Origin of the sequence: Polaromonas sp. (assembly GCF_036676035.1) — a bacterium.
GTDB lineage: Bacteria > Pseudomonadota > Gammaproteobacteria > Burkholderiales > Burkholderiaceae_C > Polaromonas.
This window is the reverse complement of the sequence record NZ_JAKFDR010000060.1, coordinates 18,032-41,481: the sequence shown is the minus strand read 5'-3', so window position 1 is coordinate 41,481 and position 23,450 is coordinate 18,032. Positions and strand designations below refer to the sequence as shown.

Genomic DNA, 23,450 nt, shown 5'->3' with positions numbered 1-23,450 from the left:
GCCGGTTGTACCCCGCATCTCCCGAGACGGCGCAAGGTCAAAGCTTGGTGAGCCTGGAGGTAAAGGGACTCTCAGCCACCCGGTCCCGGCCGCTTTTTTAGTTCCAGCACGTCGTGCTTAACTTTTCTGCGAAAAGTTAGCCTACCCTGAAAGGAGGGCGGCACAGCGCTTCGCGCCTTATCAGCTGCGCTGATCACGCACTGCGTGCGCGGCCGCCTTTTTAGCTTCGCAGAAAGGGTGGGTAAAAAGCGCGTTGCGCTTTTTATCGCTTCGCTCACTACGCGCTTCGCGCTCGCCCCCCCTTTTCAGCCCAGGTGCGGGTCCAGCGGATCTGCATGATGCGCAACATGACCTGCATGGCCAGCGCCAGCACGGCGAAAGCCACAAAGCCCCAGAGGTAGGTGCCCGCGTACTGCTTGCTCAGGCCCATGGCGTTGGGCAGAAAACCACCGCCCAGGGCGCCGACCTCGCCGATCATGGAGCCCGCCACCGCTGTGGACAGCGGCCAGCGCAGCGGCACCAGCTGGAACAGGGCGCCGTTGCCGGCACCCAGCGCCGCGAAGCAGACCATGAAGAGCAGGGTGGTGATGGTCAGCGAGCTGCCGGCCAGGCCGCACAGGACCAGGGTGAGCGCGACCACCACCAGCACGCCGCTCAGGGTGTTGATGCCGCCGACGCGGTCTGAAATATAGCCACCGACCACGCGCACGGCCGAGCCCATGAGCGCTGCCAGCATGGTGAGCTGGCCGGCCTGCACCTTGGTCACGCCGAACTGGTCGTAGTAATAGGTGGGCAGAAAGCTGGCCAGGCCGATGAAGCCGCCGAAGGTGATGACGTAGATCAGGCTGAAGGCCCAGCCGTCCTTCTCGAACAGGCAGGCGATGTGCTGACGGAAGGTCTGGTGCTCGATGTCCGGCGGTTCCTTGGCGAAGACCACCATCACCACCATCGGGATCAGCATGAAGAAGGCAGCCAGGCCGTACACGGCCTGCCAGCCGTAGGCCATGGCCAGGGGCGGAGCGAACAGTACGGCCAGCACGGTGCCGGAGTTGCCGGCGCCGGCGATGCCCATGGCCAGGCCCTTGTACTTGGGCGGGAACCAGCCCGAACCCAGCGACAGCGCCACGCCGAAGCTGGCACCGGCGATGCCCAGCAGCACCCCCATGGCCAGCACATGGTCATAGGCGCTGATGAAGAAGTAGCCGTAGGCCAGGGCCAGCACGATCAGGCCCATCTCGACCAGCGCGGCATTTTTGCGGCCGATGTACTGAGCCAGAATGCCCAGCGGGAAGCGCATCAGCGCGCCGGCCAGGATGGGCACCGAAATCATGAAGCCCTTCTGGGCTGCCGTCAGGTTGAAAGCCTCGCTGATGAACGGAGCCATGGCGCCATTGAGCACCCAGACCGCAAAGCAGAAGTCAAAATACAGGAAGGCGGCGAACAGGGTCGGTGCATGGCCCGACTTCAGAAAGGTGCGAAAACCCGCCATGGTGCAAATCCTCTGTGAAAACTAAACGCTAAAAAGAAAAACTCACAGATTCAGTGCGAGAAACGTGCCAGCTTGGGGCGCGCCAAAACGCACCCATCCGGCTCAATTTCCCGAGCCGGGGCGGATTATTTTGGTGCGTTGCACAAATAACGTGCGCTGGGAGCCTGTCGGACTTGGGAAGCGTCGGCTGCAAATTGGCCGCAGCGGTCCATTTTTCACCGTCTTTTTGTCCCATAGCGGGACTATGGGCCTGCAAATCCGGTAAAAACTGTCTTCGCTGGGACCTTGTTTTCGCTTTCGACGTCCCAAGCCCGACAGGCTCCTAACCCCGTTTTTCCATGTCCACGCACACCAGCGCGGGCTGGTGGTTCCAGCGCAAGGTGATCACATAGGGGTGTTTGCGAACCCTGGCCTTGACGCCCGAGGTGCCCTGCATCTTGACCGGCACGGAAATCTGCAGGTCCGGGCCCAGGCTTTTGCGGGCGTTGCCGGCCAGGGTGTTGGCGATTTCGCCCACGGCATCGAGCAGGTTGCCGTCGCCAAGGTCGGTTTCGCGCTGCATCAGCAGCAGCTCGCGCACCAGCTTGGGCGGCATGGAGACGATGACATGGCCGTTGTAGCTGCCTGAAAAGGTGACGATGCCGTTGAACTCAAAGGCTTCCACGTCACCAGTGCCCAGAAAGGCCGAGGTGATCTGGGGTTCCTGGCGGGTGGTCACTTTCAGGTAATTTTTGATGGAGTCAACAAACAGCTTGAGGTCGTTTTCCTTGAGGGTGTCCATGCCGGTCTCCTTAACGCTTAATGAATATCGGCGACGTCGAGCAGCGCAATCTGCAGCTCTTCGTCGGAAAATGGCTTGGAGACGAAGCCGCGCGCACCCAGCTTGAGCGCCTGTATCGCGGTGGCTTTGTCGCTCAGGGCGCTGACCACCAGGATGTTGATCTTCGGATTGAGCTTGAGCAGCTCGCCAATGCATTCGATGCCGTCCATCTCGGGCATGGTCAGGTCCATGGTCACGACTTCGGGGTGGGTCGCCCGGGCGATCCTCAGCGCGTCATGGCCGTTTTTGGCCAGGCCTGTCAGCACCACACCCTTGAGCCCGCCGTTTTGCACCACCCGCGAGATGCGGGTGCGGATCATGTTGGAGTCGTCAACAATCAATAGTCGCATGGTGATTCTCCTGATCTAGACTGAAAATCGGACCTTGAACTCGGTGTGCTGGCCCGGCACGCTGGACAGCAGCAACTGGGCGCCCAGACGCTGCACATTGGCCTGCACCAGATCGAGCCCGACGCCGCGCCCGGCATGGGGCGAGGGGGTCTCGGCGGTCGAAAAACCGGGCTTGAAAATGTGCGCCACGATTTGTTTGTCGCTGAAGCTTTCCAGCTGCTCGGGGGTGTACCAGTTCAGACTCAGCAGCCGGCTGCGTATGTGCTCGGTGTTCAGGCCGGCGCCGTCATCGCGCACGCTCAGCTGCCACTGCCCGGCCTCGTCACGCGTGAGGTTGACCAGCACCTGGCCTTCCATGCTTTTGCTGGAGGCCAGCCGCGTTTGCGGTGCTTCAACGCCATGTACGACGGCATTGCGCACCAGCTGCACCGCGATCTCGCGCACCAGGTCCATCTTGTCGCCGGGCATGTCCAGCGCGCTGCTCATGCGGACGGTCGCGTTGATGCGCTTGCCGCAGCCAATGCCCACGTCGTCGGCCAGCCTGGTCAGGATGGCATTGAGCGCCTGGGGCGTGGCGTTTTGCGGTGGCGTATCAGGGGTGGTTTTGCGGGCGCCCAGGGCTTTGAAGGCAGCGACTTTGGTCAGCAGGTCTTCCAGCGGCAGGGGCAGGGCCAGCAGCGCATTGCCGGTGGCAGCGCCGGTGTCCTTGAGTTTTTGCAACTCGCTTTCAAACTGGTGTGCCAGCGTGGCCAGCACTTCCAGTCCGAGCGAGGCGGCGTCGCCCTTGAAGGCGTGGATCCGGCGGTAAGCGCCATCGACGGCCTTGAGCACCTGGGCTTCTGAAGCGGCCGAGGAGGTGCTGCGCAGCAGGTCGTTGATTTCCAGCAGCGACGCTTCGGCGCGCTCGACAAACCCCCGCATCATGGCCGGGTCGGTCTCAAAGGCCTTGAGCAGCATGGAAAACTCTTTTTGGGAGCGTTGCCGCTCGCCCGTCAGCCTGGCCTCCAGCTCTACCTTTTGGGTGATGTCCTGCACCGTGACCAGCAGGTGGCGCACCGTGGCGCCGTCCTGCACGCGGTTGAAGTGAAAGGACAGGTAGCGTGTGCTGTCCTGGCCCAGGCGGTTTTTGACGGTGACCTCCACCTCGGACAGCGGGTTGATGCCCTGCACCAGCTGTTCCTTGACGTGCGCGGAGAACAGCAGCTCCACGTAGTCGCGGGCGTCAGTTAGCGCCTTCTCGGACACCAATGGGGCCAGCAGGCCAAACAGGTTCTGACCGGGTGTGAGCTTTTTGCCAAACAGCTCATGGGCGGAGCGGGACAGCTGCGAGCCGAGCTCGTAGTCGGGCGTCAGCAGGAACAGCCCTTCGCGCACGCTGACCAGGATTTCGCGGTTTTCCTCGTTGGCCGCTTCGATGGCGGCGTCCGAGGTGCGCAGGCGGCGCAGGAACTTGAACAGGATGAAGGCGAAATTCAGCAGCGCCAGCACGATGCCGCCGGTCTGCACCATGCGCAGCGTATTGGCCCGGTTTGAGGCCACGGCTTCCAGGGCCGTGGTCAGCTCGTTCATCAAGGCCAGCAGCTTCAGGTTGTTGGCTTTCGCATAGTCGGCCGCGGCCTGCAGCTCGATTTCGGTGGCCGTGCCGGCCAGCACCGGGGCCAGTTTTTGCTGGTACGGCGTCCAGAGGCCCTGGGCCTTTTTCAGGATGTCAGCTGCTTTGTCGCCTTGTGCGGCGGGCAGGAAAACCGGCTTGCCATCGCCCCCGGGCACCGTGGCGCCGCTCTGAAAGCCTTTGAGCGACACGTCAAACAGCCTGACCGCGTTCTTCAACTCCTCAAGCTCCTTGTCGGCCGGTGCGCCCTTGATCCTGGCGGCTTCCACCGACAGCAGGGCTTTGGCCGTGCGCTGCGACAGCATGCGCTGGCGCCCCGCCAGGTTGATGCCCAAGGCGTCTTCCGCGATCTGGAACGAGGTGTAGAAGTTCAGCACCAGCACGCCCAGGTCGAACAGCAGGAAGAAGGCCACCGCGATGATGATTTCGCGGTACTTTCCGAACGAGAAACTGCTCGCCTTGCCGGCTTGCCGGCGGCCAGTCCTGGCGGAGCTTCTGGCAAAGGCGGGATCAACAGGGAGTACGGCGGCCATGTTTTTCTTCCTTTTCTTCCTGGTGGTTGGTGGGCGAGATGTCAGGTGTCAGGCCGTGAGCTTTTCGACATGCGCCTGGCGCGTGTAGAGAAAGTCGATCACCGCCTTGCGGTACTGCAGGTAACGCGTGTCTTCCGCCAGGGCCACGCGCTGGCGCGGCCGCGGCAGGTCCACGTCAAGAATTTCGCCAATGGTGGCGGCCGGGCCGTTGGTCAGCATCACGATGCGGTCGGACAGCAGCACCGCCTCGTCCACGTCGTGCGTCACCATCACGACCGTGCTTTGCGTGGTGGCGACGATTTGCAGCAGCTCGTCCTGCAGCTTGGCGCGGGTCAGGGCGTCGAGGGCGCCGAAGGGTTCGTCCATCAGCAAGACCTTGGGCTGCATGGACAGGGCGCGGGCAATCCCCACGCGCTGCTTCATGCCGCCCGAGATTTCGCCGGGGCGCTTTTGGGCAGCCGGGGTCAGCCCGACCATGGCCAGTGCGGCCTCGGTGCGGGCCTTGAGCTGGGCCTTGTTTTCCGTCGCGGCAAAGACCCGTTCGACCGCGAGGTAGACGTTCTCAAAACAGGTCAACCAGGGCAGCAGCGAGTGGTTTTGAAACACCACGCCGCGCTCCGGCCCGGGGCCCGCAATTTCCCGGTTGGCGCACAGCAGCGTGCCCTGGCTGGGGGTGGTCAGGCCGGCTATCAGGTTGAGCAGGGTTGATTTGCCGCACCCCGAGTGGCCGATCAGGGTCACAAACTCGCCCTTGGCGACGGTCAGGTTGATGTCCTGCAGCGCACGGAACGGCCCTTTGCGGGTTTTGAAGGTCTGCTCGACACCCTGGATTTCGATGTACTTGGTCGTGAAAGAGGCGCTCATGATGAAATCCTTAGTTCTTGACTTCTTCAAACGTAAAAGCCGTGGCCAGCTTGATCAGCGCGAATTCGAGGATCAGGCCGACGATGCCGATCACGAAGATCGCGATGATGATGTTCTTGACGTTGAGGTTGTTCCACTCGTCCCAGACCCAGAAGCCAATGCCCACGCCGCCGGTCAGCATCTCGGCCGCGACGATCACCAGCCAGGCCGTGCCCACCGCCAGGCGCACGCCGGTCAGCATGTAGGGCAGCACGGCGGGGAACAAAATCTTCGTGACGATCTTCCATTCGCTCAGGTTCAGCACGCGCGCCACGTTCATGTAGTCCTGCGGCACGCGCTGCACGCCCACGGCGGTGTTGATGACCATCGGCCAGATCGAACAGATGAAGATGGTCCAGATGGCGGCCGGGTTGGCACCCTTGAACACCAGCAGGCCGATCGGCAGCCAGGCCAGCGGCGAGACCGGGCGCAGCAGGCTGATCAAGGGGTTGAACATGCGGCTGAGGAAGGTGAAGCGGCCGATCATGAAACCCAGCGGAATGCCCACGGCGGCGGCCAGGCCAAAGCCCATGGCCACGCGCTTGAGCGAGCTCAGCACGTTCCAGCCCACGCCCTGGTCGTTGGGCCCTTTTTGGTAGAAGGGATCGCCGAACACCTCCACGGCCTGCTTGAAGGTCTCCAGCGGAGACGGGATGCTGCTGCCGGTCGAGATCGACACCAGCGCCCACACCCCGACCAGCAAGCCCAGGCCCAGCAGGGGCGGCAGCACGGCCAGCCATACGCCGCGCCAGTCAAACGGTGGCGTGGGCGACGCGGATGCGGTCGCGGCTTCGGGCTTGGCGTCTTGTTGCACGCCAGCCCCCGCAGTGCTTGCGTTGGTAGCTATATTTTTCATAGCGAATTTGGCCAATTCCTGGGCGGGAGCAGGGGCGGCGGCAGCGCCTGCAGGTGCAGGGTTGCCTTCGAACGGGGCGTGAAAAACGGCACTGACCATGATGCTTCTCCCTTGTCAGGTTTTGACCTTGAAACCGTCGGCGTACTTCTTCGGGTCCTTGCCGTCCCAGATCACGCCGTCGATCATCTTGCTGGTGCGCATCACGTCCTTGGGCACGGGGGCCTTGGCGGCAGTGGCGGCCTGCTTGTAGAGGTCGATCTGGTTGATCTGCTTGGCCACGGCCAGGTAGTCGGGGTGGTCCTTGAGCAGGCCCCAGCGCTTGTGCTGGGTCAGGAACCACATGCCGTCCGACAGGTAGGGGAAATTCACCGTGCCTTCATTGAAGAACTTCATGTGGTTCGGATCGTCCCAGGTCTTGCCCAGGCCGTTCTGGTAGCGGCCCAGGATGCGCTGGTTGATCGCGTCCACGCTGGTGTTCACGTAGCTCTTGTCGGCAATGGTTTCGGCCATCTTGTTCTTGTTCTGCAGGCCGGCGTCGATCCACTTGCCGGCCTCGATGATGGCCGCCGTCACGGCACGTGCCGTGTTGGGGTACTTCTTCACGAAGTCGCCGGTGGTGCCCAGCACCTTTTCGGGGTGATCCTTCCAGACGTCCTGGGTGGTGCTGGCGGTGATGCCGATGCCGTCGATGATGGCGCGGTGGTTCCAGGGCTCGCCCACGCAGTAGCCGTCCATGTTGCCCACGCGCATGTTGGCCACCATCTGCGGCGGCGGCACGGTGATGACCTTGGCGTCCTTCATCGGGTTGATGCCGTGGGCCGCCAGCCAGTAGTACAGCCACATGGCGTGCGTGCCGGTGGGGAAGGTCTGCGCGAAGGTGTATTCGCGCTTGTCGGTGGCCATCAGCTTGGCCAGACCGGCGCCATCGACAGCACCTTTTTCAGCCAGCTTTTTCGACAGGGTGATGGCCTGGCCGTTGTGGTTCAGGTTCATCAGCACGGCCATGTCCTTTTTCGGACCAGAAACACCCAGATGCACGCCATAGACCAGGCCGTAGAGCACATGGGCAAAGTCCAGCTCGCCGTTGACCAGCTTGTCGCGCACCCCGGCCCAGGAGGCTTCCTTGGTCGGGATGATCTTGACGCCGTATTTCTTGTCGATGCCCAGCACCGAGGCCATGACCACGCTGGCGCAGTCGGTCAGCGGGATGAAGCCGATCTTGACTTCCGTTTTTTCCGGAGCATCCGAGCCCTGGGCGTACACCGCGGCGCGCAAGGCCGGGGTGATGCCGATGGCACCCACCGTGGCGGCCTGCAAAACGGTGCGGCGGGTCAGTGAAGATTTCAACAACTCGGTCATGGCATCAGCTCCAGAGGTAAAAATGAAAACGAAAACAAAAAAGGCGCTCGACCCGGGCAGCCACGCTAAACGTGAGTGCAGGGTGCGAACGCCTTTGTCCTTGGGGGCATGACGCGCTTCGCCGTTGAAGCCGTCTGCCGCAGGCCATCATTGGCCGGTATTCAGTTCAACGCAAAAGCTGTGCCAGTTTCGAGCCTGGTACCGGGGGTTGGCAGTGGTTCAGATCAAACAGGCATATAGCCATTGTCTGTATTGAGCTAATAGCTATGTTATTGATAGCAAAAATAAGGGCTTGGCAAAAATCAGGGCACGTTTGAAGAAGATACGCACTGTATTTGTGCGCCGCACCATTTGAGGATGTGCTGGCGGTGCCGGGTCAGCTCAGCAAGTCCGCCACGTCGAGCATGCGCTGCGCCACATCGCCCAGGCGCAGCCCCTTGTCCATCGCGGTTTTGCGCAGCTTGTCGTAAGCCGCCTGCTCGGAGAGGCCTTGGCGCTGCATCAGCAGACCCTTGGCCCGCTCAATGACTTTGCGCTCGTGCAGTTCGGTTTTGACGTCGGCCAGCGCCCGGCGCAAGCCCTGCTCATGCTCAAAGCGCGCCATGGCGACATCCAGGATGGGGCGGATGCGATCGGGCGACAGACCCGCCACAATGTAGGCGGACACGCCCGCGGCGACGGCATCCTTTACGTGGGTGGTGTCGTTGTCATTGGTAAACAGCACAATCGGCCGGCGTGCGTCGCGGGTGGCCATCACCACATGCTCCAGCGAGTCGCGGGCCTCGCTTTCGGCGTCCACAATGATCATGTCGGGCTGCAGTTGGGCCAGGCGCTCTGCCAGAAAGGTGTCTGACGGCAGCACGGCCACGATGTTGTAGCCGTTTTCCAGCAGGCCAATGCGCAGCTGGCGTGAGCGTTCCGCCTGCGCCCGGGCATGGGCGTCGGGTGATGCGGATTCCAGTAAATCCGGCGCAATGATGACAAGGCGCAGGGTTTGGGACGGTGTCATGAATAAACAAATGCAAGATTCGCGCCAGTGTGTGCCCCCACGGTCGCTCACTGCGTGTAGCTTCCTGCCCCCCGAGGGGGCCGCTGCGCCTGCGGCCCGGCGAAGCCGGTTCCGCGGCCCCTGCTGGTGTGAAGAGTCCACACGGTCGTTCGCTGCGTGTAACTCCCTGCCCCCGAGGGGGCCGTCGCTTGCTCGGGGCGGCCCTTCGCTGCGCGGTTGTGGCCTCACCTTGTGCAGTAGCGCGTGCCCAGGGGACATTCTCCAAACCTTACACTTGAACGATGCTAGTTCTTGGAATTGAATCGAGTTGTGATGAAACGGGCGTCGCGCTGGTCGATGCCGCCGGAAAAGACGTGCCCGTGCTGCTTTCGCACGCCTTGTACAGCCAGATCGACATGCACCAGGCCTTTGGCGGCGTGGTGCCCGAACTGGCCAGTCGCGACCATATCCGGCGTGTCTTGCCTTTGACGCGAGAGGTCATGAAAGAAGCGCAGCGCTCGCTGGCGCAGGTCGATGTGATTGCCTACACGCGCGGCCCCGGCCTGGCCGGTGCACTGCTGGTGGGTGCCGGCGTGGCTTGCTCGCTGGCGGCGGCGCTGGACAAGCCGGTGATGGGGGTGCACCACCTGGAGGGGCATTTGCTGTCGCCTTTTCTGAGCGTGGATCCGCCTCAATTTCCGTTTGTGGCTTTGCTGGTCTCCGGTGGCCACACCCAGCTGATGCGGGTGGACCGGGTCGGCGGCTACGCGTTGCTCGGTGAAACCATTGATGACGCGGCGGGCGAGGCGTTTGACAAGTCGGCCAAGCTCATGGGTCTGCCGTATCCCGGGGGGCCGCATTTGTCCAGGTTGGCGCAGCAGGGTGATGCGGCCGCTTTCAAGCTGCCCCGGCCCTTGCTGCACAGTGGCGACCTGGACTTTTCGTTTGCCGGGCTGAAAACCGCCGTGCTGACGCAGGCCAAAAAGCTCGGCCCTGAACTGGAAAACCGCAAGGCCGATCTGGCGGCCTCCACGCAGGCGGCGATTGTCGAGGTGCTGGTCAAGAAGTCGCTGAAGGCGCTGGAGCAGACCGGGCTCAAGCGCCTGGTGGTGGCCGGTGGCGTGGGCGCCAACGCGCTGCTGCGCAGCCAGCTCAGTGCAGCTTGCGCGCAGCGCGGTGTGCGCGTGCACTACCCGGAGCTGCATTTGTGCACCGACAATGGCGCCATGATTGCGCTGGCCGCCGGCATGCGGCTGCAGGCGGGGCTGGAAAACCTGCAGCGCGGCTACACCTTTGACGTGAAGCCGCGCTGGAACCTGGCTGAACTAGAGCCGCCCAGTCTGGCAGCCTGAGGCAGGCCCGGGTTTCCGGACTCAATTGATCGGAATCTGCACCTCGTTGCTGACGGGTACTTTCTTGCCTAGCGTGAGGGTCAGCACGCCGTTTTCCAGCTTGGCGGCGCTGGTCGTTGCGTCGATGTCCTGCGGCAGCTCGTAAGCGGCCTTGAACTGGCGCTTGGCCTCGGCCTTGCTGGCGATGCGGACCACAGGGCCTTCGATGGCTATGTTCAGGTCTTCTTTGGCCAGTCCGGGCACATCCAGCGTGATCGTCCAGGCCTTGTCATCCTGCTCCAGCTGGAAACCGCTTTTGGCGCCGAAGGGGGCGCTGCTCAAGAGGGCCTCGTTGACGAAACGCTCGAAATGGCGGTCACAAGAACGGAAGGCCGGAGCGGCGGCGCGGGTGCGAACAATGGGGGCGAAAAACATGCTGAACTCCTTGTCAGTTAAAGCGGGACAATTGACAGGATTTATCCCGGCCTGTCCCGTACACTTCGCGGCTCTCAACCATGATTGCCGCATGCAGTGCACATAGGTGTGCGCCGGTTCTTTTCAAGGAAATTGACGAATGTATTTTTTTAATCAAAGGCTCTTGAAACGCCTGGCGGCGGCCCTAGTTGCCGGCGTTTCGCTGGCCGTGGCGGCGCAGCCCGCAGCCCAGGCGCCGACGGCGCCGGCAGCAGCGCCGCCGGTCCGCGTGGCCCTGGTTGAAAGCCTCTCGGGCGCGTTTGCCAATACCGGCGAAGCGGTGTTTCGCAACCTGGTCTGGGCCACGGAGCGCGTCAATGCGCGCGGTGGCGTCAAGCTGGCCGGCGGCAACCGCCCGCTGGTGATTGAGCGCTACGACAGCAAGGGCCAGAACGAGGAGGCGCTGGCGGCGCTGCGCTCGGCCATCGACGATGGCGTTCGCATCATTGCGCAGGGCAACTCGTCGGCCATTGCGGCGGTGCTGATCGATGCCATCAACAAGCACAACGAGCGCGAGCCCTCCAAACGCGTGCTGTTTTTGAACTACTCGGCCGTGGACCCGATACTGACCAATGAGAAATGCAGTTACTGGCATTTCAGGTTTGACGCCCATGCCGACATGCGCATGGCCGCCCTGATGGACGTGCTCAAGGACGACAAGGCGCTCAAGAGCATTTACCTGATTGGCCAGGACTACAGCTTCGGCCAGGCGGTTCTGCGCGAGGCGCGCAAGCAGCTGGGCGCGCAGCGCCCGGACGTGCATATCGTGGGTGACGAGCTGCATGCGCTGGGCCGCGTGAAGGATTTCATCCCCTATGCCATCAAGATCAAGTCCAGCGGCGCACAGGCCGTGCTCACGGGCAACTGGGGCAATGACCTGACGCTGCTGATCAAGGCCGCCAAGGAAGTCGGTTTTGAAGGCAAGTTCTACACCTTCTACGGCAACGCATTGGGTGTGCCGGCAGCATTGGGTGATGCCGGTGTGGGCAAGGTGATTGCCGTGGCCGACTGGTTCCCCAACTCGCCCAGCGCCCAGTCCGAAGCGTTTTACCAGTCCTTCCGCCAGCGCTTTCCCAAGCCCCAGGACGACTATGTGCACATGCGCATGCAGCTGATGATGGAGGCCCTGGCGCAGAGTATCGAGAAGGCGGGCGCTACAGATTCGCTAGCTGTCGCCGCGCAGCTGGAGCGGGCTTCCGTGCTGTTCACCTCTCACAAAGGGACGATGCGGGCGGCTGACCATCAATTCCAGCAACCCTTGCTGGTGGCGGTGATGGACAGGCAGGGCACCCCCGGTGTGAAGTTTGATGTGGAAGGTTCAGGTTACGGCTTTCGGGTGATCAAGGCCATTGCCCCGGAGCGCGCCGAGCAGTCGCACAGCTGCAAAATGGTGCGTCCTTAACTGCTCTTAACTGTATTGGAGTCAAAACGACCATGCGGCAAACTGTTCTCAACCTTGAAGCGTCGCTGATCCGGCAGGTTGCCAACGCGGGCATGGGGCGCAGCGATGTGCTCAAGTTCTGGTTTGGCGAGAGTGACGAGGTCACCCCGGCCTTTATCCGTGAGGCGGCCGCCCAGTCGCTGTCGCGGGGCGAGACTTTTTATGCGCATAACCTCGGGCTCCCCGAGCTGCGTGAAGCCATTGCGGACTATGCCACGGCCTTGCGCTGCACCGGGGCCGCAACCATCGGTGCTGACCGTATCGCGGTGACGTCCGGGGGCGTCAATGCCTTGATGCTGGCCGTGCAGGCGCTGGTGGATGCGGGTGATGAAGTGGTGGCCGTGACGCCCGTGTGGCCCAACCTCACGGCGCAACCGGCCATCATGGGCGCGCATGTCAAATGCGTCAGCCTCAAGCCGGTGGCTGGGCAGTGGCAGCTGGACATGGCTGAACTGTTGGCGGCCATCACGGCCAAAACCAGGCTTTTGATCGTCAACGCGCCCAACAATCCGACCGGCTGGACGCTGAGCCGCGCCGAGCAGCAGGCCATTTTGGCGCACTGCCGCAGCACGGGCACCTGGATTCTGGCGGACGAGGTGTATGAACGGCTGTATTTTGAGTCCTCACCGAATGGCTGCGCACCCAGTTTTCTGGATCTGGCCAGCCCCGACGACCGGCTGGTCGTGGTCCACAGTTTCTCGAAAAGCTTTCTGATGACGGGCTGGCGGCTGGGCTGGCTGGTGATGCCGCCGGCCATGACGGAGCAGTTGGGCAAGCTGATTGAGTTCAATACCTCGTGTGCGCCGGTGTTCATCCAGCGGGCCGGGGTGGCGGCGCTGCAGCACACCGATGAGGTGACGCCCAGGGTGGTGGCCCATCTCAAAACCTGCCGCGACACCCTGATTCCGCTGCTGCAGGCGGTGCCGGGTGTCCAGGTGGCGCCGGCCCAGGGCGGGATGTACGCTTTTTTCAGGCTGACAGGCCAGGCCCGGTTTAGCGACTCGTTCGACACGGCCAAACGGCTGGTGGTGGAGGCCGGGCTGGGGCTGGCGCCGGGCAGCGCGTTCATCACCGACCGCTCGCCCGAAGCCCAGGGCTGGCTGCGCTGGTGTTTTGCCAGCCAGGACGTGGCCAGGCTGGGGCAGGGCGTGGAGCGCCTCAAGCGCTGGCTGGCGCTTCCTGGGCTATAATTCGAGGCTCTGTGCCGTAGCGCGTCTTTTAAAGGCGCGCCCGCCAGAACACGACGAAAGCGGTCAAGTCTCAATAGTGGGAACGCTGCTTCGCTCGCAAGTGCACAAGTTGCAAGAGGAAAACATGATCGAGAAATCAGTCAAGGCCGAGATTGTCAAGGCCAACGCACGCGCTGCCAACGACACCGGCAGTCCCGAAGTTCAGGTGGCCCTGCTGACCGGCCGCATCAACGAACTGACCCCCCATTTCAAGGCCAACGCCAAAGACCACCATGGTCGCCGCGGCCTGCTGCGCATGGTGAGCCGTCGCCGCAAGCTGCTGGACTACCTGAAGTCCAAAGACGCTGACCGCTACACCGCGCTGATCGCCAAACTTGGCCTGCGCAAGTAAGCGATAAACGAACAGAGAGCGCCTGAGTTAGTTCACTAGCTCAGGCGCTTTGCGCTTTAAAGATAGAAAAAAACCAATTTCAAAAAGCGCCATCGGCGCCGATGAATTACTTCGGAGCAAGGCAAAACGGGCACGCGCTGTGTCATTCCACAAGAAAAGCCCTGAAATTGCAGGCATTTTGTGGAATGGCATCGTGTTCAGCTAGTCCGGCTCCGGGCCTTCAGGTGCAGCCTCATGCGCCTCGCTAAAGTGGAGAAAAGAACATGAGCATTTTCAACAAAGTCACCAAATCCTTCCAGTGGGGCCAGCACAAGGTCACGATGGAAACCGGCGAAATCGCCCGTCAGTCCAGCGGCGCAGTCGTCGTTGACATGGACGGCACCGTGGTGCTGGCCACTGTGGTCGCCAAAACCGACGCCAAGCCCGGCCAGGACTTCTTCCCCCTGACGGTGGACTACCTGGAAAAAACCTATGCCGCCGGCCGCATCCCCGGCAGCTTCTTCAAGCGTGAAGGCCGCCCCAGCGAATTCGAAACGCTGACCTCGCGCCTGATCGACCGCCCGATCCGCCCGCTGTTCCCGGAAGGCTTCTTCAACGAAGTGCAGGTCGTGATCCACGTGCTGTCGCTCAACCCTGAAGTCGAAGGCGACATTCCGGCGCTGATCGCCTCCAGCGCAGCCCTGTCGGTTTCCGGCATTCCTTTCAACGGCCCCATCGGCGCCGCACGTGTGGCCTACATCGACGGCCAGTACGTGCTGAACCCCGGCAAGACCCAGCTCAAAGACTCCAAGATGGATCTGGTCGTGGCCGGCACCGAAGCCGCCGTGCTGATGGTCGAGTCGGAGGCGCAGCAGCTGTCCGAAGAAATCATGCTGGGCGCCGTGGTGTTTGGCCACGAGCAGGGCAACATCGCCATCAACGCCATTCACGAACTCGTTCGTGACGCCGGCAAGCCGGTCTGGGACTGGCAAGCGCCTGCCAAGAATGAGCCGCTGATCGCCAAGGTGGGCGAGCTCGCCGGCGCCAAGCTGCAAGCCGCCTACCAGATCCGCAGCAAGCAGGCGCGTACGCAAGCCTGCCGCGTGGCCTATGCCGACGTGATGGCCGCCCTGAAAGCCGACGGCGTGGAATTCGACGGCGTGGCCGTTGAGGGCATGCTGTTTGACATCGAAGCCAAGATCGTTCGCAGCCAGATCCTGGCCGGCGAGCCACGCATCGACGGCCGTGACACCCGCACCGTGCGCGCCATTGAAATCCGCAACAGCGTGCTGCCCCGCACCCACGGCTCGGCCCTGTTCACCCGCGGCGAAACCCAGGCGCTGGTGGTGACCACGCTGGGCACCGAGCGTGATGCACAGCGCATCGACGCGCTGTCCGGCGACTACGAAGACCGCTTCATGCTGCACTACAACATGCCTCCGTTCGCCACCGGCGAAACCGGCCGTGTCGGCAGCCCGAAACGCCGCGAAATCGGTCATGGGCGGCTTGCGAAGCGCGCGCTGATTGCCGTGCTGCCCAGCAAGGAAGAGTTCCCGTACACCATGCGTGTGGTCAGCGAGATCACGGAGTCCAACGGCTCGTCGTCGATGGCTTCCGTTTGCGGTGGCTGCCTGTCGTTGATGGACGCCGGCGTGCCGATGAAAGCGCACGTGGCCGGTATCGCCATGGGCCTGATCAAGGAAGACAACCGCTTTGCCGTGCTGACCGATATTCTGGGTGACGAAGATCACCTGGGCGACATGGACTTCAAGGTCGCCGGCACCACCTTCGGTATCACCGCGCTGCAGATGGACATCAAGATCCAGGGCATCACCAAGGAAATCATGCAGGTCGCACTGGCCCAGGCCAAGGAAGCCCGCATGCACATTCTGGGCAAGATGCAGGAAGCCATGGGCGAAGCCAAGGCCGAGGTGTCCGACTTCGCGCCGCGCCTGTATGTGATGAAAATCAACCCCGAGAAGATCCGTGACGTGATCGGCAAGGGCGGCGCCGTCATCCGTGCGCTGACCGAAGAGACCGGCACCCAGATCAACATCGAGGAAGACGGCACCATCACCATCGCCTCGAACGACAGCGCCAAGGCCGACGAGGCCAAGCGCCGCATCGCCGAGATCACCGCCGAAGTCGAAATCGGCAAGGTCTACGAAGGTGCCATCACCAAGCTGCTCGACTTCGGTGCACTGGTCAACCTGCTGCCCGGCAAGGACGGTCTGCTGCACATCAGCCAGATCGCCCACGAGCGCGTGGAGAAGGTCACCGACTACCTGAGCGAAGGCCAGATCGTCAGGGTCAAGGTTCTCGAGACCGACGAAAAAGGCCGCGTCAAGCTGTCCATGAAGGCGCTGCTGGACCGTCCTGGCCAAAGCCAGGACCAGGGTTGATCGGTATCTGCTATTGATTTTGTAGCTGCTTGCGCCCGAAAGACGGGCGTTGGCGGCGCAAATGACCTGGTAACTCCATGAAGGTTGTTGAAATCACTTCTTATGGTGCCCCCGACGTTTTGCGTCTGGGTGAGCGTGTGGCGCCTGTCGCGGGCGCCGGCGAGGTGTTGATCCGTGTTGCTGCCTCCGGCGTGAACCGGCCCGATGTCCTGCAGCGCACCGGCAACTACCCGGTGCCGCCCGGTGCCTCCGACATTCCGGGGCTGGAGGTGGCCGGCGAGATCGTGGCGGGTGACGCCGAGGCGATGAAGGCCGCCGGTTTCAAGGTCGGCGATCGCGTCTGCGCGCTCGTCGCGGGGGGTGGCTATGCCGAGCTTTGCGTGGCGCCGGTCGGTCAATGCCTGCCCGTGCCCGAGGGTTGGAGCGATGTTGAAGCGGCATCGTTGCCGGAAACTTTTTTCACGGTCTGGAGCAATGTGTTTGACCGGGCCCGCCTGCAACCGGGTGAGACCCTGCTGATCCAGGGGGGCTCGAGCGGCATTGGCGTGACGGCCATCCAGATGGCCAAAGCGCTGGGTGCCACCGTGTTGGTCACGGCCGGCAGCGATGACAAATGCGCCGCCTGCCTGGCGCTGGGGGCGGACCATGCGATCAACTACAAGACCAGCGATTTTGCCGTCGAAGCCAAAAAACTGACCGGTGGAAAAGGCGTCAATGTCATCCTCGACATGGTGGCCGGCAGCTATGTGGCGCGTGAAGTGGAGTGCCTCGCCGAAGATGGCCGGTTGGTCATCATTGCGGTGCAGGGCGGTGTCAAGGCCGAGGCCAATGCGGGCCTGATCCTGCGCAAGCGGCTGACCATCACCGGCTCGACACTGCGCCCGCGCTCGACGGAGTTCAAGACGGCCATTGCACGGGCGCTCCAGGAAAAGGTGTGGCCGCTCTTGCGCAGTGGCGCCATCAAGCCCGTGGTTCACAGCACGTTTGCCGCCTTTGACGCAGCCAAGGCGCATGCGCTGATGGAGTCCAACCAGCATGTCGGAAAAATCGTTTTAACCTGGTAATTCGTAACGCTCATGAAGAAGCTGATTGCGGGAAATTGGAAGATGAATGGCAGCCTGGCTGCCAACGAAGCCTTGCTGTCGGCGCTCGCACAGGGCCTGGCTGTCGACCAGCCGCTTTGCGATGTGGCCGTGTGCGTGCCTGCGCCTTACCTGGCGCAAGTGCATGCGCTGGTGTCCAGCCAGCCTGCGCTGTCTGTGCTGGGTCTGGGCGCGCAAGACGTTTCAAATCAGGCCTCGGGTGCCTACACCGGGGAAGTGAGTGCGGCCATGCTCAGGGAGCTGGGCTGTCGTTACGTCATCGTCGGCCATTCCGAGCGGCGCCAGTACCATGGCGAAACCGATGCGGTGGTTGCGGGCAAAGTCCAGCAGGCGCTGGCTGCCGCGGTCACCCCGATTGTGTGCGTGGGTGAAACCCTGTCAGAGCGGGAAGCCGGACAAACCGAAGCGGTGGTCAAGCGTCAGCTGGCTGCCGTGATTCACGCCAACGGTCATTGCATCAGCGAGATCGTGGTGGCGTATGAGCCGGTGTGGGCCATTGGTACGGGCAAAACAGCCTCGCCTGAAGAGGCGCAAGCGGTTCATGCCGTGCTGCGGGCCCAGCTCAAGGCGGCGACCGATCAGGCCGCGCGCGTGAAAATCCTGTACGGCGGCAGCATGAACGCCTCCAACGCCGCTTCGCTGCTGGCTCAGCCCGATATCGATGGCGGCCTGATTGGCGGCGCATCGCTCAAGGCCCCGGATTTTTTAACAATTATTGCTGCAGCCCGCGCCTGATGGGCGTCACAAGCTATTAAATTAGGAGTAAATATGAACACAGTTTTAACCGTTGTACTGGCGATCCAGATGCTGGCAGCGCTGGGCATGATCGGCCTGATCCTGGTGCAGCACGGCAAGGGCGCCGACATGGGTGCGGCTTTTGGCAGCGGCAGCTCGGGCAGCCTGTTTGGCGCCAGCGGCAGCGCCAACTTTCTGTCGCGCACCACGGCCATTTTGGCCGGTGTGTTTTTCGCCTGCACGCTGGCGCTGGCCTATTTTGGCAACGTGCAGCCACGCAGCAGCTCCAGTGTTCTCGAAGGCGCTGCAGTGACTGCCCCCGCACCGGCCGCCGCCCAGATTCCCGCAACGGCAGCGCCCGCAGCCCCCGGCACGGCGGTGCCCGCACCCGCAGCGCCGGCCACGCCAGGCGCTGGGCAAATTCCGACGAAATAACGCGATTAAGACACCCGCTCCGGCTGGAGAGGGTGTGATTTCAGGGTAAACTCTGAGTCTGTCCGGAAAGCCAAAAACCATCAGGTTTCCTCATGCCATCCGGGCAGCACAAACACCGCCGACGTGGTGAAATTGGTAGACACGCTATCTTGAGGGGGTAGTGGCGAAAGCTGTGCGAGTTCGAGTCTCGCCGTCGGCACCAAACGAAAGCATCGGCAGCATTGCGCAAGCGGTGCTGCCGATTTCAAACGGCAAATGGATACGACTGCAAAAGCGGCGCAAGCGGCAATTGGCAAGAAGTAGCAAGCAAGATGAACCTCGAGCAATACCTTCCCGTCCTGTTGTTTATTCTGGTGGGTGTCGCGGTAGGCGTCGTGCCCCAGGTGCTGGGTCGTTTGCTGGGACCCAACCGTCCTGACAGCGAAAAAAACTCCCCTTACGAGTGCGGCTTCGAGGCTTTCGAAGACGCCCGCATGAAATTCGATGTGCGCTACTACCTGGTCGCCATCCTCTTCATTCTTTTCGACCTTGAAATCGCTTTTCTCTTTCCCTGGGCTGTCGTGCTCAAGGACGTTGGCGCGGTGGGTTTCTGGTCCATGATGATTTTCCTGGGTATTTTGGTCGTGGGCTTTGTCTACGAGTGGAAAAAAGGCGCCCTGGACTGGGAATAAGCGCTTGCAAAAGCTGTGGCCACAAAGGTATTGGTATGTCGCTTGAAGGTGTTTTCAACGAAGGTTTCATGACCACGAGTTACGACTCGGTGGTCAACTGGGCCAAGACAGGCTCGCTTTGGCCGATGACTTTTGGTCTGGCCTGTTGCGCGGTGGAAATGATGCACGCCGGCGCCGCGCGCTACGACCTGGACCGTTTCGGCATGCTGTTTCGCCCCAGCCCGCGCCAGTCGGACCTGATGATCGTGGCCGGTACGCTGTGCAACAAGATGGGCCCTGCCTTGCGCAAGGTGTATGACCAGATGTCCGAGCCGCGCTGGGTGCTCTCCATGGGCTCCTGTGCCAATGGTGGTGGCTACTATCACTACAGCTACTCGGTGGTGCGCGGCTGCGACCGCATCGTGCCGGTGGACGTGTATGTGCCGGGCTGCCCGCCGACCGCCGAAGCGCTGATCTACGGCATCATCCAGCTGCAGCAGAAAATCCGCCGCACCAACACGATTGCGAGGGCTTGATGGGTCCTTTGCATCCGGCATCTGCGCAGCAAATCGGTGAGGCCGTCTCTGCGGCCCTTGGTGAAAAAGCAAAACGGGTCACCGTGGCGCTGGGCGAAGTCACTGTGGTGGTGACTCCCGCCGACTACCATGCCGCCGCCATCATTCTGCGTGACACCAAGGCCTGCCAGTTCGAGCAGTTGATCGATCTGTGCGGCGTGGACTATTCCGAATACAAGGACGGCCAGTACGACGGACGGCGCTACTGCGTGGTGTCGCACCTGCTTTCCGTCAGCCTGAACCAGCGTGTGCGCCTGAAAGTGTTCTGCGAAGACGATGAGCTTCCCGTGGTGGCCTCGCTCAACGATGTCTGGAACTCCGCCAACTGGTTCGAGCGCGAGGCGTTCGACCTGTACGGCATCATCTTCGAAGGCCACAACGATTTGCGCCGCATCCTCACGGACTACGGCTTCATCGGCCATCCCTTCCGCAAGGACTTCCCGACAACGGGTTACGTGGAAATGCGTTATGACCCCGAGCAAAAACGTGTGATCTACCAGCCCGTGACGATTGAGCCTCGCGAAATCACGCCGCGCGTGATCCGCGAAGACAACTATGGGGGGTTGCAGTAGTCATTTGTCATTGCGGGCCTGACCCGCAATCCACGGTGGCATGTCCACCCGCATGGATGTCGGATCGAGTCCGGCATGACAAGTCAAAGGCAGAACCGAACATGGCTGAAATCAAAAACTACACGCTCAACTTTGGGCCACAGCACCCTGCCGCGCACGGTGTTTTGCGTCTGGTGCTGGAACTCGACGGTGAGGTGATCCAGCGTGCCGATCCCCACATCGGCCTGCTGCACCGGGCGACGGAAAAACTCGCTGAAAGCAAGACCTACATCCAGTCATTGCCGTACATGGACCGTCTCGACTACGTGTCGATGATGTCCAACGAGCAGGCCTACTGCCTGGCCATTGAAAAACTGCTCGGCGTGGATGTGCCCGAGCGCGCGCAGTACATCCGCGTGATGTTCGCGGAAATCACGCGCCTGCTCAACCACCTGCTGTGGCTGGGCGCGCATGGTTTCGACTGTGGTGCGATGAACATCCTGATCTACTGCTTCCGTGAGCGTGAAAACCTGTTTGACATGTACGAGGCGGTGTCTGGTGCGCGCATGCATGCGGCCTACTTCCGGCCCGGGGGCGTTTACCGTGACTTGCCGGACACCATGCCCCAGTACAAGGCCAGCAAGATCAAAAACGCCAGGGCGATTGCCGCGCTCAATGAAAACCGACAGGGCTCACTGCTCGACTTCATCGATGACTTCTGCCGCAGATTTCCCAAGCTGGTCGATGAGTACGAAACCCTGCTGACGGATAACCGCATCTGGAAGCAGCGCACGGTGGGTATCGGCGTGGTCTCTCCCGAGCGCGCGCTCAATCTGGGCTTTACCGGCCCCATGCTGCGCGGTTCCGGCCTTGCCTGGGATCTGCGCAAGCAGCAGCCCTACGATGTCTATGACCGCATGGATTTTGATATTCCGGTGGGCAAGACGGGTGATTGCTACGACCGCTATCTGGTCCGTGTTGAGGAAATGCGCCAGTCCAACCGCATCATCAAGCAGTGCGTCGATTGGCTGCGCGTCAATCCCGGTCCGGTGATCACCAGCAACCACAAGGTGGCGGCGCCGGATCGCCAATCCATGAAGTCCAACATGGAAGAGCTGATTCACCACTTCAAGCTGTTCACCGAGGGCTTTCATGTGCCCGAAGGCGAGGCCTACGCGGCGGTGGAGCACCCGAAGGGCGAGTTTGGCATCTACATCGTCAGCGATGGCGCCAACAAGCCCTACCGACTGAAGATCCGCCCGCCCGGGTTCCCGCATCTGGCCGCCATGGACGAGATGTCGCGCGGCCACATGATCGCCGATGCGGTGGCCGTGATCGGCACGATGGACATTGTGTTTGGTGAGATTGACCGCTGAAACCTATGATTTCTGAACAAACCAAAGCGCGGTTTGACCGCGAAGTCGCCAAGTACCCCGCTGATCAGAAGCAGTCTGCCGTGATGGCCTGTCTGGCCATCGTCCAGCAGGAGCAGGGCCATGTCAGTGCGGACAGCGAAAAGGACGTGGCGGCCTATCTGGGCATGGCGCCGATCGCCGTGCATGAAGTCACGACCTTCTACAACATGTACAACCAGCAGCCGGTGGGCAAGTACAAGATCAACGTCTGCACAAACCTGCCGTGCCAGCTGCGCGATGGCAACAAGGCCCTGGCCTACCTGGAGCAAAAGCTCGGTGTGACCATGGGCGGCACGACGGCCGATGGCCTGTTCACGCTGCAGCAGTCCGAGTGCCTCGGCGCCTGTGCCGACTCACCGGTCATGCTGGTCAATGACCTGGCGATGTGCAGCTTCATGAGCAATGACAAGCTCGACCAACTGATTGACGGCCTTAAATCTGCCGAGGCGAAGTAAACATGTCTGCCTTAACCATTGCATCCGCTGCTTCCACTGCCTCGCAAAACGTTCTGGCTCAATTTGCCGCAACCGGTGTTCAGACATCCTTTCATGGCCGGCACATCACCCCGCAAATCATGGCGGGGCTGGACGGCAGCAACTGGCGCCTGAAAGATTACGAAGCGCGCGGTGGTTACCAGGCGCTGCGCAAGATTCTGGGCAAAGACGGCGGCGAGGGCTTGACGCCTGACCAGGTGATTGCCGAGGTCAAGGCCGGCAGCCTGCGCGGGCGCGGCGGTGCGGGTTTCCCGACCGGGCTCAAGTGGAGCTTCATGCCGCGCCAGTTCCCGGGGCAAAAGTACCTGGTCTGCAATTCGGACGAGGGCGAGCCGGGCACGGCCAAAGACCGCGACATCATGCAGTACAACCCGCATATTGTCATTGAGGGCATGGCGATCGCCGCGTATGCCATGGGCATCAGCGTGGGCTACAACTACATCCACGGCGAGATTTTCGCGACCTACCGGCGGTTTGAAGAGGCGCTTGAAGAAGCGCGTGCGGCAGGCCTGCTGGGTAACAACATTCTGGGCAGCAACTACAGCTTCCAGCTGCATGCCGCCCATGGTTTTGGCGCCTACATCTGCGGCGAGGAAACCGCCTTGCTGGAGTCGCTGGAAGGCAAAAAGGGCCAGCCGCGCTTCAAGCCGCCGTTTCCCGCCAGCTTTGGCCTGTACGGCAAGCCCACGACCATCAACAACACCGAAACGTTTGCGGCCGTTCCCTGGATCATCCGCAACGGCGGCCAGGCTTACCTGGAGTGCGGCAAGCCCAACAATGGCGGCACCAAGATTTTCACCATCAGTGGTGACGTCGAACGCCCCGGCAACTACGAGATCCCCATGGGCACGCCCTTTGCCAAGCTGCTCGAGCTGGCCGGTGGCATGCGCGGTGGCCGCAAGCTCAAGGCCGTGATTCCGGGCGGCTCGTCGATGCCGGTGCTGCCGGCCGACATCATGATGGCCACCGACATGGATTACGACTCCATTGCCAAGGCCGGCTCCATGCTGGGCTCCGGCGCCGTGATCGTCATGGACGAAACGCGCTGCATGGTCAAAAGCCTGCTGCGCCTGTCCTACTTCTACATGCACGAAAGCTGCGGCCAGTGCACGCCGTGCCGCGAAGGCACGGGCTGGATCTGGCGCATGGTGGAACGGATTGAAAACGGGCAGGGCCGCGAGAGCGATCTGGAAATGCTCAACTCCATCTCTGACAACATCCAGGGCCGCACCATCTGTGCGCTCGGTGACGCCGCCGCCATGCCGGTGCGCGCCATGATCAAGCACTTCCGCTCCGAGTTTGAGCACCACATCACCCACAAGACCTGCGTGGTCCCCGTTTACGCGTAAGTCAGAGTACTGCGCCTGATAAAGC

At 62.0% G+C, this 23,450-nt stretch carries 23 protein-coding genes and 1 tRNA gene; 15 read left to right on the top strand and 9 right to left on the bottom strand.

Annotated features, from left to right (window positions below):
* Nucleotides 1-277: 277 nt before the first annotated feature.
* The 8 genes from V6M61_RS09970 to V6M61_RS09935 form a co-directional block, all read right to left on the bottom strand.
* Nucleotides 278-1,489 (bottom strand): MFS transporter, encoded by a 1,212-nt coding sequence (locus V6M61_RS09970; RefSeq protein ID WP_332776416.1) that lies wholly within the window; start codon nt 1,487-1,489, stop codon nt 278-280.
* A 322-nt stretch (nt 1,490-1,811) separates the two neighbouring features.
* Nucleotides 1,812-2,270, bottom strand: a complete 459-nt coding sequence (locus tag V6M61_RS09965) for a chemotaxis protein CheX (protein ID WP_332776415.1) — start codon at nt 2,268-2,270, stop codon at nt 1,812-1,814.
* Between the two features lie 17 nt (nt 2,271-2,287).
* Nucleotides 2,288-2,659, bottom strand: coding sequence for a response regulator transcription factor (locus tag V6M61_RS09960; protein ID WP_332776414.1), 372 nt, complete (start codon nt 2,657-2,659; stop codon nt 2,288-2,290).
* 15 nt (nt 2,660-2,674) lie between these two features.
* Nucleotides 2,675-4,804, bottom strand: coding sequence for a type IV pili methyl-accepting chemotaxis transducer N-terminal domain-containing protein (locus V6M61_RS09955; RefSeq protein ID WP_332776413.1), 2,130 nt, complete (start codon nt 4,802-4,804; stop codon nt 2,675-2,677).
* Nucleotides 4,805-4,852: 48 nt separating this feature from the next.
* The gene (locus V6M61_RS09950) at nt 4,853-5,668 is read right to left on the bottom strand and encodes an ABC transporter ATP-binding protein (protein WP_332776412.1); all 816 of its coding nucleotides are present in this window, start codon (nt 5,666-5,668) and stop codon (nt 4,853-4,855) included.
* Between the two features lie 10 nt (nt 5,669-5,678).
* Entirely contained in the window at nt 5,679-6,662 is a 984-nt protein-coding gene (gene ntrB, locus V6M61_RS09945) for a nitrate ABC transporter permease (RefSeq protein ID WP_332776411.1), read from the bottom strand.
* Nucleotides 6,663-6,677: 15 nt separating this feature from the next.
* Nucleotides 6,678-7,922 (bottom strand): CmpA/NrtA family ABC transporter substrate-binding protein, encoded by a 1,245-nt coding sequence (locus V6M61_RS09940; RefSeq protein WP_332776410.1) that lies wholly within the window; start codon nt 7,920-7,922, stop codon nt 6,678-6,680.
* Between the two features lie 376 nt (nt 7,923-8,298).
* The gene (locus tag V6M61_RS09935) at nt 8,299-8,931 is read right to left on the bottom strand and encodes an ANTAR domain-containing response regulator (RefSeq protein ID WP_332776409.1); all 633 of its coding nucleotides are present in this window, start codon (nt 8,929-8,931) and stop codon (nt 8,299-8,301) included.
* Between the two features lie 281 nt (nt 8,932-9,212).
* On the opposite strand from V6M61_RS09935, the gene tsaD reads away from it, so the two are divergent.
* On the top strand, nt 9,213-10,262 hold the full coding sequence (gene tsaD, locus V6M61_RS09930) for a tRNA (adenosine(37)-N6)-threonylcarbamoyltransferase complex transferase subunit TsaD (RefSeq protein ID WP_332776408.1): 1,050 nt from the start codon (nt 9,213-9,215) through the stop codon (nt 10,260-10,262).
* 21 nt (nt 10,263-10,283) lie between these two features.
* On the opposite strand, the gene V6M61_RS09925 is transcribed toward tsaD, so the two are convergent.
* On the bottom strand, nt 10,284-10,676 hold the full coding sequence (locus V6M61_RS09925) for an Hsp20 family protein (RefSeq protein WP_332776407.1): 393 nt from the start codon (nt 10,674-10,676) through the stop codon (nt 10,284-10,286).
* 139 nt (nt 10,677-10,815) lie between these two features.
* Here V6M61_RS09925 and V6M61_RS09920 point away from each other — a divergent pair, with 139 nt between their 5' ends.
* The 14 genes from V6M61_RS09920 (at nt 10,816) to nuoF (ending at nt 23,425) form a co-directional block, all read left to right on the top strand.
* Entirely contained in the window at nt 10,816-12,117 is a 1,302-nt protein-coding gene (locus V6M61_RS09920; protein ID WP_332776406.1) for a branched-chain amino acid ABC transporter substrate-binding protein, read from the top strand.
* 32 nt (nt 12,118-12,149) lie between these two features.
* Nucleotides 12,150-13,346 carry a pyridoxal phosphate-dependent aminotransferase gene (locus tag V6M61_RS09915; protein WP_332776405.1) on the top strand — a complete coding sequence of 399 codons (1,197 nt, stop codon included), beginning with the start codon at nt 12,150-12,152 and terminating at the stop codon, nt 13,344-13,346.
* A gap of 124 nt (nt 13,347-13,470) precedes the next feature.
* On the top strand, nt 13,471-13,737 hold the full coding sequence (gene rpsO / locus V6M61_RS09910) for a 30S ribosomal protein S15 (RefSeq protein WP_332776404.1): 267 nt from the start codon (nt 13,471-13,473) through the stop codon (nt 13,735-13,737).
* Between the two features lie 263 nt (nt 13,738-14,000).
* Nucleotides 14,001-16,118, top strand: a complete 2,118-nt coding sequence (gene pnp, locus V6M61_RS09905; protein ID WP_332776403.1) for a polyribonucleotide nucleotidyltransferase — start codon at nt 14,001-14,003, stop codon at nt 16,116-16,118.
* Nucleotides 16,119-16,195: 77 nt separating this feature from the next.
* Nucleotides 16,196-17,182: an NAD(P)H-quinone oxidoreductase gene (locus tag V6M61_RS09900; RefSeq protein WP_332776402.1), complete on the top strand. Its 987-nt coding sequence runs from the start codon at nt 16,196-16,198 to the stop codon at nt 17,180-17,182.
* A gap of 12 nt (nt 17,183-17,194) precedes the next feature.
* Nucleotides 17,195-17,956: a triose-phosphate isomerase gene (gene tpiA, locus V6M61_RS09895; RefSeq protein WP_332776401.1), complete on the top strand. Its 762-nt coding sequence runs from the start codon at nt 17,195-17,197 to the stop codon at nt 17,954-17,956.
* Nucleotides 17,957-17,989: 33 nt separating this feature from the next.
* Nucleotides 17,990-18,391: a preprotein translocase subunit SecG gene (gene secG / locus V6M61_RS09890; protein ID WP_332776400.1), complete on the top strand. Its 402-nt coding sequence runs from the start codon at nt 17,990-17,992 to the stop codon at nt 18,389-18,391.
* 117 nt (nt 18,392-18,508) lie between these two features.
* Nucleotides 18,509-18,593, top strand: a tRNA-Leu gene (locus V6M61_RS09885).
* 109 nt (nt 18,594-18,702) lie between these two features.
* Nucleotides 18,703-19,062: an NADH-quinone oxidoreductase subunit A gene (locus V6M61_RS09880; RefSeq protein WP_332776399.1), complete on the top strand. Its 360-nt coding sequence runs from the start codon at nt 18,703-18,705 to the stop codon at nt 19,060-19,062.
* 35 nt (nt 19,063-19,097) lie between these two features.
* Nucleotides 19,098-19,577 carry a NuoB/complex I 20 kDa subunit family protein gene (locus V6M61_RS09875; RefSeq protein ID WP_332776398.1) on the top strand — a complete coding sequence of 160 codons (480 nt, stop codon included), beginning with the start codon at nt 19,098-19,100 and terminating at the stop codon, nt 19,575-19,577.
* The gene (locus tag V6M61_RS09870) at nt 19,577-20,188 is read left to right on the top strand and encodes an NADH-quinone oxidoreductase subunit C (RefSeq protein WP_332776397.1); all 612 of its coding nucleotides are present in this window, start codon (nt 19,577-19,579) and stop codon (nt 20,186-20,188) included. The genes V6M61_RS09875 and V6M61_RS09870 overlap by 1 nt, the downstream gene beginning before the upstream one ends.
* Nucleotides 20,189-20,289: 101 nt before the next feature.
* Complete coding sequence (locus V6M61_RS09865; RefSeq protein WP_332776396.1) at nt 20,290-21,543, top strand: NADH-quinone oxidoreductase subunit D; 1,254 nt, start codon at nt 20,290-20,292, stop codon at nt 21,541-21,543.
* 5 nt (nt 21,544-21,548) lie between these two features.
* The gene (gene nuoE, locus V6M61_RS09860) at nt 21,549-22,037 is read left to right on the top strand and encodes an NADH-quinone oxidoreductase subunit NuoE (RefSeq protein WP_332776395.1); all 489 of its coding nucleotides are present in this window, start codon (nt 21,549-21,551) and stop codon (nt 22,035-22,037) included.
* A 2-nt stretch (nt 22,038-22,039) separates the two neighbouring features.
* Nucleotides 22,040-23,425 carry an NADH-quinone oxidoreductase subunit NuoF gene (gene nuoF / locus V6M61_RS09855; protein ID WP_332776394.1) on the top strand — a complete coding sequence of 462 codons (1,386 nt, stop codon included), beginning with the start codon at nt 22,040-22,042 and terminating at the stop codon, nt 23,423-23,425.
* Nucleotides 23,426-23,450 lie beyond the last annotated feature (25 nt).

Excerpts from the sequence above, each read along its gene's own strand:
- V6M61_RS09900 (WP_332776402.1), top strand. The coding sequence starts at position 16,196 with ATGAAGGTTGTTGAAATCACTTCTTATGGTGCCCCCGACGTTTTGCGT.
- V6M61_RS09915 (WP_332776405.1), top strand. The coding sequence starts at position 12,150 with ATGCGGCAAACTGTTCTCAACCTTGAAGCGTCGCTGATCCGGCAGGTT.
- rpsO (WP_332776404.1), top strand. The coding sequence starts at position 13,471 with ATGATCGAGAAATCAGTCAAGGCCGAGATTGTCAAGGCCAACGCACGC.
- nuoF (WP_332776394.1), top strand. The coding sequence starts at position 22,040 with ATGTCTGCCTTAACCATTGCATCCGCTGCTTCCACTGCCTCGCAAAAC.
- V6M61_RS09960 (WP_332776414.1), bottom strand. The coding sequence starts at position 2,659 with ATGCGACTATTGATTGTTGACGACTCCAACATGATCCGCACCCGCATC.
- V6M61_RS09875 (WP_332776398.1), top strand. The coding sequence starts at position 19,098 with ATGTCGCTTGAAGGTGTTTTCAACGAAGGTTTCATGACCACGAGTTAC.
- V6M61_RS09880 (WP_332776399.1), top strand. The coding sequence starts at position 18,703 with ATGAACCTCGAGCAATACCTTCCCGTCCTGTTGTTTATTCTGGTGGGT.
- V6M61_RS09950 (WP_332776412.1), bottom strand. The coding sequence starts at position 5,668 with ATGAGCGCCTCTTTCACGACCAAGTACATCGAAATCCAGGGTGTCGAG.
- secG (WP_332776400.1), top strand. The coding sequence starts at position 17,990 with ATGAACACAGTTTTAACCGTTGTACTGGCGATCCAGATGCTGGCAGCG.
- nuoE (WP_332776395.1), top strand. The coding sequence starts at position 21,549 with ATGATTTCTGAACAAACCAAAGCGCGGTTTGACCGCGAAGTCGCCAAG.
- V6M61_RS09940 (WP_332776410.1), bottom strand. The coding sequence starts at position 7,922 with ATGACCGAGTTGTTGAAATCTTCACTGACCCGCCGCACCGTTTTGCAG.
- pnp (WP_332776403.1), top strand. The coding sequence starts at position 14,001 with ATGAGCATTTTCAACAAAGTCACCAAATCCTTCCAGTGGGGCCAGCAC.
- ntrB (WP_332776411.1), bottom strand. The coding sequence starts at position 6,662 with ATGGTCAGTGCCGTTTTTCACGCCCCGTTCGAAGGCAACCCTGCACCT.
- tsaD (WP_332776408.1), top strand. The coding sequence starts at position 9,213 with ATGCTAGTTCTTGGAATTGAATCGAGTTGTGATGAAACGGGCGTCGCG.
- tpiA (WP_332776401.1), top strand. The coding sequence starts at position 17,195 with ATGAAGAAGCTGATTGCGGGAAATTGGAAGATGAATGGCAGCCTGGCT.
- V6M61_RS09865 (WP_332776396.1), top strand. The coding sequence starts at position 20,290 with ATGGCTGAAATCAAAAACTACACGCTCAACTTTGGGCCACAGCACCCT.
- V6M61_RS09965 (WP_332776415.1), bottom strand. The coding sequence starts at position 2,270 with ATGGACACCCTCAAGGAAAACGACCTCAAGCTGTTTGTTGACTCCATC.
- V6M61_RS09970 (WP_332776416.1), bottom strand. The coding sequence starts at position 1,489 with ATGGCGGGTTTTCGCACCTTTCTGAAGTCGGGCCATGCACCGACCCTG.
- V6M61_RS09920 (WP_332776406.1), top strand. The coding sequence starts at position 10,816 with ATGTATTTTTTTAATCAAAGGCTCTTGAAACGCCTGGCGGCGGCCCTA.
- V6M61_RS09870 (WP_332776397.1), top strand. The coding sequence starts at position 19,577 with ATGGGTCCTTTGCATCCGGCATCTGCGCAGCAAATCGGTGAGGCCGTC.
- V6M61_RS09935 (WP_332776409.1), bottom strand. The coding sequence starts at position 8,931 with ATGACACCGTCCCAAACCCTGCGCCTTGTCATCATTGCGCCGGATTTA.
- V6M61_RS09925 (WP_332776407.1), bottom strand. The coding sequence starts at position 10,676 with ATGTTTTTCGCCCCCATTGTTCGCACCCGCGCCGCCGCTCCGGCCTTC.
- V6M61_RS09955 (WP_332776413.1), bottom strand. The coding sequence starts at position 4,804 with ATGGCCGCCGTACTCCCTGTTGATCCCGCCTTTGCCAGAAGCTCCGCC.